The sequence below is a fragment of the Bradyrhizobium algeriense genome (assembly GCF_003062295.1).
GTDB lineage: Bacteria > Pseudomonadota > Alphaproteobacteria > Rhizobiales > Xanthobacteraceae > Bradyrhizobium > Bradyrhizobium algeriense.
Genome location: NZ_PYCN01000017.1, coordinates 156,453 through 167,391 on the forward strand (window position 1 = coordinate 156,453; position 10,939 = coordinate 167,391).

At 63.0% G+C, this 10,939-nt stretch carries 10 protein-coding genes and 1 pseudogene; 7 read left to right on the forward strand and 4 right to left on the reverse strand.

Annotated elements, in window-relative coordinates; all coding sequences use genetic code 11:
- Nucleotides 1-230 precede the first annotated feature (230 nt).
- Complete coding sequence (locus tag C7G61_RS27590) at nt 231-728, forward strand: suppressor of fused domain protein (RefSeq protein ID WP_274542293.1); 498 nt, start codon at nt 231-233, stop codon at nt 726-728.
- Nucleotides 729-880: 152 nt separating this feature from the next.
- On the opposite strand, the gene C7G61_RS27595 is transcribed toward C7G61_RS27590, so the two are convergent.
- Nucleotides 881-1,957 carry a tartrate dehydrogenase gene (locus tag C7G61_RS27595; RefSeq protein ID WP_108519830.1) on the reverse strand — a complete coding sequence of 359 codons (1,077 nt, stop codon included), beginning with the start codon at nt 1,955-1,957 and terminating at the stop codon, nt 881-883.
- Between the two features lie 175 nt (nt 1,958-2,132).
- On the opposite strand from C7G61_RS27595, the gene C7G61_RS27600 reads away from it, so the two are divergent.
- Nucleotides 2,133-2,906 carry an SDR family oxidoreductase gene (locus C7G61_RS27600; RefSeq protein WP_108519831.1) on the forward strand — a complete coding sequence of 258 codons (774 nt, stop codon included), beginning with the start codon at nt 2,133-2,135 and terminating at the stop codon, nt 2,904-2,906.
- Nucleotides 2,907-3,057: 151 nt separating this feature from the next.
- Nucleotides 3,058-3,471 carry a nuclear transport factor 2 family protein gene (locus C7G61_RS27605; protein WP_108519832.1) on the forward strand — a complete coding sequence of 138 codons (414 nt, stop codon included), beginning with the start codon at nt 3,058-3,060 and terminating at the stop codon, nt 3,469-3,471.
- A gap of 58 nt (nt 3,472-3,529) precedes the next feature.
- On the opposite strand, the gene C7G61_RS27610 is transcribed toward C7G61_RS27605, so the two are convergent.
- Nucleotides 3,530-4,387, reverse strand: a complete 858-nt coding sequence (locus C7G61_RS27610) for an alpha/beta hydrolase (protein WP_108519833.1) — start codon at nt 4,385-4,387, stop codon at nt 3,530-3,532.
- Between the two features lie 106 nt (nt 4,388-4,493).
- Between C7G61_RS27610 and C7G61_RS27615 the strand changes: the two genes are divergently transcribed.
- From C7G61_RS27615 to C7G61_RS27630, 4 genes are all read left to right on the forward strand, one after another.
- Nucleotides 4,494-5,915 (forward strand): amidase, encoded by a 1,422-nt coding sequence (locus tag C7G61_RS27615; protein WP_108519853.1) that lies wholly within the window; start codon nt 4,494-4,496, stop codon nt 5,913-5,915.
- Between the two features lie 155 nt (nt 5,916-6,070).
- Entirely contained in the window at nt 6,071-7,393 is a 1,323-nt protein-coding gene (locus tag C7G61_RS27620) for an MFS transporter (RefSeq protein ID WP_108519834.1), read from the forward strand.
- 11 nt (nt 7,394-7,404) lie between these two features.
- Nucleotides 7,405-8,070 (forward strand): sulfite oxidase-like oxidoreductase, encoded by a 666-nt coding sequence (locus C7G61_RS27625; RefSeq protein ID WP_108519835.1) that lies wholly within the window; start codon nt 7,405-7,407, stop codon nt 8,068-8,070.
- A 29-nt stretch (nt 8,071-8,099) separates the two neighbouring features.
- A complete protein-coding gene (locus C7G61_RS27630) occupies nt 8,100-9,323 on the forward strand; it encodes a bifunctional alpha/beta hydrolase/OsmC family protein (protein WP_108519836.1) in 1,224 nt (407 codons plus the stop codon).
- Here C7G61_RS27630 and C7G61_RS27635 read toward each other — a convergent pair.
- Nucleotides 9,320-10,378, reverse strand: coding sequence for a YeeE/YedE family protein (locus C7G61_RS27635; protein ID WP_420836802.1), 1,059 nt, complete (start codon nt 10,376-10,378; stop codon nt 9,320-9,322). The genes C7G61_RS27630 and C7G61_RS27635 overlap by 4 nt on opposite strands.
- Nucleotides 10,379-10,736: 358 nt before the next feature.
- A pseudogene (locus tag C7G61_RS27640) lies at nt 10,737-10,939 on the reverse strand (IS701 family transposase); the annotation flags it as partial.

Here is a 10,939-nt window from a genome sequence, read left to right on the forward strand (position 1 = left end):
ACCGGGGATACGCGTTTGAACCGACCGGCGCCGCCTCGCGACAACAGACAGCGTCGCGGCCCGCGGCCGCCCATGAGGTTCACATGCTGTAACTGGTCAAGAAGCCGTTATTCAATCGCGGCAAGCCTGCAGACCCCGCTGGTTCCCACCTGCAACGGCTCGCCATCTACGAGCATGAGCTTGGCGAACGCGAATATACGTTCAGCGACGCCAGCGATCGCCGCATCGACGTGCACGCCTTTGGTCGCGATTTCGTGCCGGATTGCGAAGAAGGTTCGGATGAAGGCTACGTTCTTCTGACCAATGGCATGAGCGAATATCGCATGGCCGTACCGGATCAGGCAGAGGCGAAGGTTCGCGCCGAACTGATGTGGTACGTCCGCCAAGCCACACCGGAAGTCAGCGCCACGCTGCGCTGGCTCGCCACGGTGCCGCTCCTCGACAGCACCTGGTTCGGGTTCGGACACAGGGTGCCGATGCCGGAGCCGCCTATGCCGGGCACGGACTTCAAAACATTCCTGTTTCTCACGCCGGTCATTACCCCGGACCAGCGTATCGCGGAGCAACTTTCGATCGCGGGAGACGCGATAGAGATACTGACCGTGAACCTGATCTCCGACCGCGAGTACGGCCTGATCAAGAACGAGGGTATCGGCGCGTTTCTCGATCTTCTCGATGAGAATGATTACCCGCCGATTTTCGATCCGTCGCGGAGATCGTACGTGTAATTTTGACGTAGACGATCGCTGTCCCTTCTCCCCTTGTGGGAGAAGGTGCCGAAGCGAAGCGTAGGCGGATGAGGGGTTCTCTCCGCGGAGACAGACCCCTCATCCGGCGCTGCGCGCCACCTTCTCCCACAAGGGGAGAAGGAAGAAGTGCCCTACTCCACCATGTCAGCCACAGCCTTGCCACATGCCGTCGTGTCGGCGTTGCCGCCGAGGTCCCGCGTCCGCAGCGTCCGTTCACCGAGCGTGCGTTCGATGGCGCCGACGATCGAGGCCGCCGCCTGCTTCTCGCCGAGATGCTCCAGCATCATCGCGCCGGACCAGATCATGCCGATCGGGTTGGCGATGCCCTGGCCTGCGATGTCGGGCGCCGAGCCGTGCACCGGCTCGAACACCGACGGGAAATTGCCTTCCGGATTGATGTTGCCCGACGGCGCGATGCCGATGGTGCCGGTGCAAGCGGGGCCCAGGTCCGAGAGGATGTCGCCGAACAAATTGGAGCCGACCACGACGTCGAACCAGTCGGGATGCAGCACGAAATTCGCGGTGAGGATATCGATGTGGTACTTGTCCCACTTCACTTTGGGATAGTTCTTCGCCATCGCCTCCACGCGCTCGTCCCAATAGGGCATCGTGATCGAGATGCCGTTGGACTTGGTCGCCGAGGTCAGATGCTTCTTCGGGCGTGACTGCGCCAGATCGAAAGCAAATTTCAGGATACGGTCGACGCCGACGCGCGTCATCACGGTCTGCTGCGTCACGAATTCACGGTCGGTGTCCGGGAACATGCGGCCGCCGACGGAAGAATACTCGCCCTCGGTATTTTCGCGCACCACCCAGAAATCGATATCGCCGGGCTTGCGGTTGGCGAGCGGCGACGGCACGCCGGGCATCAGCCGCACCGGACGCAGATTGACGTACTGGTCGAACTCGCGCCGGAATTTTATCAGCGAGCCCCACAAGGAAATGTGATCGGGGATCTTCGCCGGCCAGCCGACCGCGCCGAAATAGATCGCGTCGTGCTTGCCGATTTTCGCCTTCCAGTCCTCCGGCATCATCTCGCCGTGCTTTTCGTAATAGTCCCAGGACGCGAAGTCGAAATGATCGAAATGAACGGACACACCGTGCTTTTTCGCCGCCGCCTCCAGCACGCGCAGGCCTTCCGGGACCACTTCCTTGCCGATGCCGTCACCGGGAATGACCGCGATCCGATATTGCTTTGTGGCGCTCATCGAGAGTTTCCTTGTTGTCTTGTCAGGCGGCTAATGCCGGTTATTTGATTGCCTTGCAATGGACCAAACCTGCCGCCTGCGCAACGCTGCACTGCAATGTTGACCGCCATGGCGCCGCAAGCCTAACAATTTGCGGCCCCCTCTTCCTGCCTCCCTCACCGAAGCGAGAAATCCCATGGATCTGCACCTGCGCGGCAAGCGCGTCCTGATTACCGGCGCCTCCAAGGGCATTGGCGCGGCCGCAGCCGAAGCCTTTGCCGAAGAAGGCTGCGACGTCATGCTGGCCGCCCGCAACGGCGAGCAGTTGAAGGCCCTCGCCGAGCGGCTGCGCTCGGCGCACCAGATCGGCGCGACCGCCCATGTCGTGGACCTGCGCAAGCCCGACGACATTGCAAGGCTCGTCAAGGACGCCGCCGATATCGACATCCTCGTCAACAATGCTGGCGATATCCCGGGCGGCTCGATCGACAAGATCGACGAGGCGACCTGGCGTCACGCCTGGGAGCTGAAAGTGTTCGGCTATATCAACCTCACCCGCGCAATCTACGCGCAGATGAAGGCGCGTGGGCACGGCGTCATCGTCAACGACATTGGTGCTGCCGGTGAAAAGTTCGACGCCAACTACATCTGCGGCAGCGCCGGCAACGCCGCGCTGATGGCGTTCACCCGCGCGCTCGGCGGCAAGAGCCTCGCCGACAATATCCGCGTGGTCGGCATCAATCCCGGCCCCGTCGGTACTGACCGCCACGTCACGTTGCTGAAGACCCGGGCAAAGAACCAGTTCGGCGACGAGAACCGCTACAAGGAATTCCAGAAAGGCATGCCGCTTGGCCGCCCTGCGCATGCGCGCGAGATCGGCGACCTCATGGCGTTCCTGGCGTCGGATAGATCTGGGTACACGTCGGGGGTGATCTACACGGTGGATGGTGGGTATACGGCGGGGTGGTAACCCGCGGGGCCACCTACTCGACCTCATGCCGAGGAGCCGCGCAATTGCGCGGCGTCTCGAAGGATGGGCCACAAGGGGACGAAAACAAGGGCAAGGAGTAAGCGGCCTGGGTCTTGCTTTGAGTACAGCGTAACAGGAAGGAGCTTCGTCGATGTCTGAGGCTGTACGCGGCCTATTCGACCGGTGGGAGCGAGTTTGGCATGAAGGCCAATACGATCTGATCCCGAGTTGCGTCGGATCGCACTACATCCGGCATGACGAAAAGGGCGACCGGACGGTGACGCGGGAGACCTACGCGGCGGAACTCGCAGCTATCCACAAGGAGCGACCGGGCACCCGCGTCGTCGTGTACGATCACTCATTCACAGATGACCGTGCGTGGTTTCGCTTCTCGTTCGTGTGGCCTGATCCCACAACTGGCGAGCGCCGCAGCCGGGCGGGGATGCAAAGCTACCGGATCGAGGGCGGCAAGCTCGCCGAGACCTGGATTACGCTACTCCTACCAGGCACCGCATGGACGGATGCCACTGCCCAGGAGCGTTGGACGGTGAAGCGTCCTGTCTGATCCATCCTTGTCAGTATTGCAATTCCTCGCCATGAGGGTCGGACAGGCGTCAGTGCGGCTAATTCTGGCCGGTCGTTCGCTCGAACAATTGCCGGACCAGCGTCGTGATCCGTCCCCTCGGCGACATCATTTCGTGCATGATGGTGAAATGGTTCGCACCCGGAATTTCCTCATACGTCACCGGCAAGCCGTATCTGGCACGGTGGCCGGCGAAGTCTGCGGTCTGCTTGCGCAATAGCGGCAGCTCGGCGCTGCCGACCACCAGCGACAGCGGTTTTGGCGGACCGCCTTCCTGCATCATCGGCGAGTTGCGGCGAGAGGTTGCCTCATCGGCTCTCAGCTTTTCGTTGAGGTAGCTGTGGCGGATCGGCTCGAGGTCGTAGATGCCTGATATGGCCATGCCTGCCCTCACCTTCGGATGCGACAGCACCATCGAGGTAAGATGCCCGCCGGCGGACCAGCCGGAAACCACGATGCCTCCGGCCGCGGCACCCAGCGCAGGCAATTGCCCGGTGAGGAAATCAATGCCGGCGTAGATTTCGGCGACGATTTCGTCCAGCGCAGCCTCCGGCGCCAGCGTATAGCCGATCAGCGCGACATTGATGCCATGCGCCATCGGACCTTCGGTAACGACGGTGAAGACTTCCTTGGCCCGCGCCTGCCAGTAGCCGCCGTGAATGAACAGCAGCGTCGGCGCGTTGTCGGCGGCCTTCAGGAAATCGATCCGGTTGCGCTCGCGCGGGCCATAGCGCAGGTCGAGATGCCCGGGGAAACGCTTGCGCATCGCGGCGGAGCGCTGCTCCCAGCCGGCGACCATCTCCATGCTGCCGGGCGCGGCGACGGCATTATTAAGGCCGAGGTCGCGCGCCTCCTGGCTCATCGCGCGCCAGTCCAGCGCGGAAAACAATGTCGTCATGCAGATATCTCCAGTCGGCTACGACTCTGGTGCGTTTCCACTTTGCCAAAAAATGTTCTACAGCACCACCTGCGATCAAGAAACGGAAACGAACGGAGACTGCGAAGTGGCTGATCAGGGGCTGGTGCGTGAGACGGCGTGTGCCGTCGTCGGCAAACTGAAATCGGGCGAAGTTACCCCACTCGACCTGCTCGACGTGCTGGAAAAACGCATCGCCGAAGTCGACGGCAAAGTCAACGCGCTGCCGACGCTGTGCTTCGATCGCGCCCGCAAGCACGCGACCGCGCTGATGAAGAAGCCGGCCAGCGAACGCGGGCTGCTCGCCGGCCTTCCGATCCCGATCAAGGACCTGACCAGTGTCGCCGGCGTCCTGACCACGCAGGGTTCGCCGATCTACAGGGATAATATCCCGGCGAAGTCGGATATCCTGGTCGAGCATCTCGAAAGCAATGGCGGAGTGATCTACGCCAAGTCGAACACGCCGGAATTCGGCGCCGGCGCCAACACCTTCAACGAAGTGTTCGGCCCGACCCGCAATCCCTGGGACACGTCACGCTCCGCCGCCGGCTCCTCGGGCGGTGCGGCAGTGGCGCTCGCCACCGGCACCGCATGGCTGGCGCACGGCTCCGACATGGGCGGTAGCTTGCGCAACCCCGCGAGCTTCTGCGGCATCGTCGGATTGCGGCCGAGCATCGGCCGCGTCGCGCATACCTTGGCGGCGGCGATCGATCGCAATCTCGGCGTTCAGGGTCCGATGGCGCGCAATGTGGAGGACTTGGCGCTGCTGCTCGATGCCATGAGCGGCGAGCATCCCGCGGATCCCCTCTCGTTGCCGGTGCTGCCGAATTCGTTTCTGTCCGCCGCGCGTTCCGGCAGCAAGCCGAAGCGCATCGCCTATTCGCCCGATCTCGGCATCACGCCGGTCGATCCCGAGGTCGCGGCCGTCACCCGCAAGGCCGCGCAGCGTTTTGCGGAAGTGGGCGCCATCGTCGAGGAGGCCCATCCCGACCTGCGCGAGGCTCATGAATGTTTCCACGTGCTGCGCGCGTTCGATTTTGCGCTGTCAAAGGCGGCGCTGTTGCGCTCGAAGCGCGACCTGCTCAAGCCCGAGGTGATCTGGAACATCGAGGAAGGCCTGAAGCTGACGGTCGAGCAGCTCGAACGCGCCGAAGCACAGCGCGTCGCCATGACCGCGCGCACGCTGGAATTTTTCGACAAATACGATCTATTGCTCGCGCCCGCCACGATCGTACCGCCCTTCCCGGTCGAGAACCGCTACGTCGCCGAATGCGCCGGCAAGAAGTTCGACAATTACGTCGAATGGCTCGGCATCGTCTATGCGATCACGCTGGTGTGTTGTCCTGCGCTGTCGCTGCCGTGCGGATTCACCGCCTCCGGCCTGCCGGTCGGGCTGCAGGTGGTGGCGCCACCGCGCGGTGAAGCGCAGTTGCTGGCGGGGGCCAAGGTGCTTGAGGATATTCTCGGCATGCGCGGCACGACCCCGATCGATCCGCGGGCGCCGAATTAAAGATTATTTGAACGGTCTATGATCGGCCGCGCGCAGGCACCAACTCCTCGCGTCCATCGGAAGGAACCGGGCGCGGCCCGCGACCGTTAGCAGTGCTGGTCAAAGAGGCGAACCGATCCGGAATAAAGGGATCGCAATCGCCCGTGGAGATCGCCATGACGGATCAAGCCATCAAATCTGCCGACGATCATTTAGACATCAAGGACGTGAAACGGCGGATCAAGGCGATCTTCATCGGCTCGATCGGCAATCTCGTCGAATGGTATGATTTCTACGCGTACACCGCGTTCGCGCTGTATTTCGCGCCGGCGTTCTTTCCGAACAGCGATCCGGTGGTGCAGCAGCTCGACGCCGCAGTGTTGTTCGCTGCAACCTTCCTGATGCGTCCGCTCGGCGGCTGGCTGTTCGGGTTCATCGCCGACCGCTATGGGAGGCGATTGTCGCTGACGCTCTCGGTGATCTGCATGTGCTTCGGTTCGCTGATCATCGCGGTGACGCCGACCTACGCCACGATCGGGATTGCCGCTCCCGCCATCCTGGCGCTGGCGCGCATCATCGAGGGCTTGAGCCTCGGCGGCGAATACGGCGCCAGCGCGACCTACCTGACCGAAGTCGCCGACCCCAGGCACCGCGGATTCTATTCAAGCTTTCAGTATGTCACCCTGATCGGCGGCCAGCTCACCGCGATCATGGTGTTGCTCCTGCTGCAGAAGGTGTTTCTCACCCCGGAAGAACTGAAGGAGTGGGGCTGGCGAATCCCCTTCGTGATCGGCGCCCTGCTCGCGATCTTCGCCGCCGTCATGCGGCGTAACTTGCACGAGACCGAGGCGTTCGAGGAAGCCAAAAAGCTGACAAAACCAACCGGCTCCATCCGCGGACTTCTAAAATATCCGCGCGAGCTGCTGCTGGTGGTCGGCCTCACCGCCGGAGGTACCGCCGCGTTCTATACGTTCACCACCTACATGCAGACCTTCGTCAAGCTGTCCGTCGGCTTGACCGAGGACCAAACCACGTTCGTGATCTTCGGCTCGCTGATCTTTGCAACCCTGTTGCAGCCGATCTATGGCGGCCTCTCCGACCGCATCGGCCGCAAGCCGCTGCTGATTTTCTTCGGGCTCGCCGGCACGCTGGCGACGGTCCCGATCCTGACCACGCTGAAGGAAGCCGGGTCGCCGTTCACGGCCTTTCTGCTGATCTGCGCCGCCTGGATCTTCGTTGCCGGCTACACCTCGATCAACGCGGTGGTAAAAGCCGAATTATTCCCGACCAATGTCCGCGCGCTCGGCGTCGGCCTGCCCTACGCCATCACGGTATCGCTGTTCGGCGGCACCGCTCCGGCGATCGCGCTCTATTTCAAGACGCTGGGGCATGAGGACTGGTTCTATTATTATCTTAGCGGCATGATCTTCCTCTCGCTCACCATCTATGCGACGATGCGCGACACCAAGCATGCCTCCGCAATGCATCGCCACGAGTGACCGGTTCCGATATGGTCGACGAGAACGAGCCGCCGCCAGAAAGCAAGCTGACGCGCAGCAAGGCGCGCTGGGCGCGCGAGGGAAAATTCCTCACCGGCAAGATTTCGCGGCCCGAAGAGGCGCGGCTGCCGCCGGGCCAGCACCTCACGAAGGATTGGCCGACGCTCGATCTCGGACTGACCCCGAACATTTCACGCGAGCGCTGGCGGCTCGATGTTTACGGCACGGTCGAAAATCCGCTGTTCTGGGATTTCGCGCAATTTTCCGCGCAGCCGCAGAGCAAGTTCATATCAGACATTCACTGCGTCACCACCTGGTCGCGCTACGACAATCACTGGGAGGGGCTGGCAACCCGCGATCTCCTCGATGCCTGCCGGCCGCGCGAGGAGGCGCGGTTCGTGGTGCTGCATTCGCATGACGGCTACACCACCAATCTGACGCTGGAGGATTTCGCCGCCGCGGACGCCATCCTCGTCCATAGCTGGTCGGGCGCGCCGCTTGAACTGGAGCATGGCGGCCCGGTGCGACTCGTGGTGCCGCATCTCTATTTCTGGAAAAGCGCGAAGTGGCTGCAGAGCATCGAATTTCTGGCAGAGGATGCGCCGGGCTATTGGGAAGTGCGCGGCTATCACAACCGCGGTGACCCGTGGGCTGAGCAGAGATATTCCGGAGACTAAGCCGCAACACTTGACTGGGGAGAACGCCCGTGCCGACTGAACGCTTCCAATTCACCGGCCAAGGCGGCCATCAGCTTGCCGCTGCGCTGGATACACCGGATGGACCGGTGCAGGCCTACGCGCTGTTCGCGCATTGCTTCACCTGCGGCAAGGACGTGCTGGCCGCGAAACGCATCGCGACCGCGCTGGCCGCCAAGGGGATTGCGGTATTGCGTTTCGACTTTACCGGGCTCGGCTCCAGCGAGGGCGAATTTGCAAATTCGACCTTCACTTCCAACGTCGCCGATCTTGTCCGCGCCGCCGACCATCTGCGTGAAACGCGCGGGACGCCTGCGATTCTGATTGGACACAGCCTCGGCGGCGCCGCGATCCTCGCTGCCGCAGAAAGGATTCCGGATGCGAAAGCGGTCGTGACGATCGCCGCGCCCGCCGATCCCGCACACGTCACCCATCTCTTTGGAGATCGCATCGAGGACATCCGCAAGCACGGCACGGTGCAGGTCCAGCTCGCCGGCCGGCCGTTCCACATCAAGCGCGAGTTCCTCGACGATATCGCCGAGCATGGCCTGATGGCGCATGTCGCGAAGCTGCACAAGGCGCTGCTGATCATGCAGTCGCCGACTGACGACACCGTCGGGATCGACAATGCAACGAAGATCTTCGTCGCGGCCAAACATCCCAAGAGCTTTGTTTCGCTGTCAGGCGCCGACCATCTGTTGAGCGGCAAGCGCGACGCCGCCTATGTCGCCGACGTTATCGCCGCATGGGCTGAGCGCTATATCGAGCCCGCCGCCGCGCAGCCCGCCGCTGCCGCGAGCGAGGCGCCCCGCAAGGTCGTGGTGCGCGAGACCCGCAACAGCAAGTTCCAGCAGACCGTGACAACAGGCCCGCACCAGATGCTGGCGGATGAACCGGTTGCCGCCGGCGGCCAGGATAGCGGACCCGGGCCCTATGATTTCGTGCTGGCGGGCCTGGGCGCCTGCACCTCGATGACGATGCGGATGTATGCCGACCGCAAGTCGCTGCCGCTCGATCGCGTCACCGTGACGCTGAAGCACAGCAAGGTTCACGCAGAGGATTGCGCCGAATGCGAAACCCGCGAGGGCATGCTGGACCAGATCGATCGTGTCATCTCAATCGAAGGCGCGCTCGATACCGATCAGCGCAAGCGGTTGATGGAGATTGCCGACAAGTGTCCGGTGCATCGGACGTTGACGTCGGAGGTGCGGATCGTGACGAAGGCCGCCGACTAGGCCGCCGCCAGCGGGCGGACGCGGAGCGCGCCGCGCAGGCCGGCAGCGGTGCCCACCAAAATACCGGCGAAGGCAATCAGCGACGCCAGCGCCAGCGTGGAAAATCCCGTCAGCCCCTGCCCGATCGAGCAACCGAACGCCATCACACCGCCCGCGCCCATCAACGCCGCGCCGCCGCCGGATCGCAGCATGTGGCGCGGCGATTGAAAGCCCTCAAGCTGAAAGCGGCCGGTCAGCAGCGCCGTGACGAGGCTGCCGGCAAGCACGCCGAACACCGTGACGATGCCGAAATTCAGCGTCGATCCCGTCGACAGCATGACATATTGAAGTGCGTCCGCGATCGGCGCGATGAAGGTGAGCGAGGTCACCGGCGTCGGATTGAAATCGTCGGCGCCGAGATAGCCGGTCGCGAACCAGCCGGCCGCCACCAGCAGGCCGACCGCGAGACCCGCGGCGATCTGGCCCGGCGAGCGCCGGAACGCAGGGTGCACAAAGGCGAAGATGATCAACGCCGCCGAGATGATCGAGGCCGCCAGCATCCGCGCGGCCGTTGCGCTCAAGCCTGCCGCCGCGAGCAGCGCGGGCACCGAGTTTGCCGTGGCCGTGGTCTGCGATGCGCCGACCATCGCGATGCGCGCCGGCGCGATCAGGCCCTTCAGCGTCATCTGGGCGAAGATCGCCAGCACGACCACCACCACGAACGAACGGAGATTGCCGCGCCCGAGCAGCACCAGCGCGCGCGATCCGCAGCCGTTCGACAGCACCATGCCGTAGCCGAACAAGAGGCCGCCGAAGAACATCACCGGCGCGGAGAAAGATGGTTGCAGATAGATCGATTTGCCGATATCGGCGAGGCCTGCCGCCGCCAGCAATTGCGTACCGGCAACGGCAACGCCGATCGCCAGCGCATAGGTCCGCACCAGCCGGCCATCGCCTTCCGCCCAAAAGCCCCGCAGACTGCTGAGCAGGCAAAATCCGCTCAGCAGGCCGACCGATCCATAGACGAGACCGATCAGCAGTCCGCTGATGACGACAATATTGGCACTGTCCAGCACCGGCATTTCCCAGTTTTCTCGCGCGGCCGCCCGGCCGTCATCGCTCAAATAGGAAGCAATTTCCGTGCTGCTATTACGTTGGAAGCATGGGGCCGTCCACGGCCTACCGATGCAGAGAATTAACCTATCGCGCGGCCCAGCGATCGGGGAACAAAACCGTTGTCGCCGGCCACGGCGGGAGAGATTTGCTTCCGCGAGGCCTAGCATTACAGTTGCCTTTTTGTTTTGACGTGCGCGCGCTGAGCGGCCGCCTGATGAGCTCTACGCCAGAATGACCATGCGATGATGTGTGCGGGTTGAATACGGTTTCGAGCGAGTCTGATGGCAATGCGGCGGATTTCCTGGATTGACCAACGGATCAGCGGCGCCGTGGTTGTGTTTTGGCTTTTGCCGTGGGGCGCCGTTTTGTTTTTTTGGGCGGTGGCGGGTTAGCTCGATGTCGGATCGCGGCCATCATGGCGAAGGCAAGCATCACCAGGGACACGTGACGGTGCCAGCCATGCCAGGATCTGCTCTCGTTGTGATCGAGCCCGAACTCGTTTTTCGCGGTTTCAAAGCTGT

Excerpts from the sequence above, each read along its gene's own strand:
- C7G61_RS27595 (WP_108519830.1), bottom strand. The coding sequence starts at position 1,957 with ATGAGCGCCACAAAGCAATATCGGATCGCGGTCATTCCCGGTGACGGC.
- C7G61_RS27600 (WP_108519831.1), top strand. The coding sequence starts at position 2,133 with ATGGATCTGCACCTGCGCGGCAAGCGCGTCCTGATTACCGGCGCCTCC.
- C7G61_RS27605 (WP_108519832.1), top strand. The coding sequence starts at position 3,058 with ATGTCTGAGGCTGTACGCGGCCTATTCGACCGGTGGGAGCGAGTTTGG.
- C7G61_RS27610 (WP_108519833.1), bottom strand. The coding sequence starts at position 4,387 with ATGACGACATTGTTTTCCGCGCTGGACTGGCGCGCGATGAGCCAGGAG.
- C7G61_RS27620 (WP_108519834.1), top strand. The coding sequence starts at position 6,071 with ATGACGGATCAAGCCATCAAATCTGCCGACGATCATTTAGACATCAAG.
- C7G61_RS27625 (WP_108519835.1), top strand. The coding sequence starts at position 7,405 with ATGGTCGACGAGAACGAGCCGCCGCCAGAAAGCAAGCTGACGCGCAGC.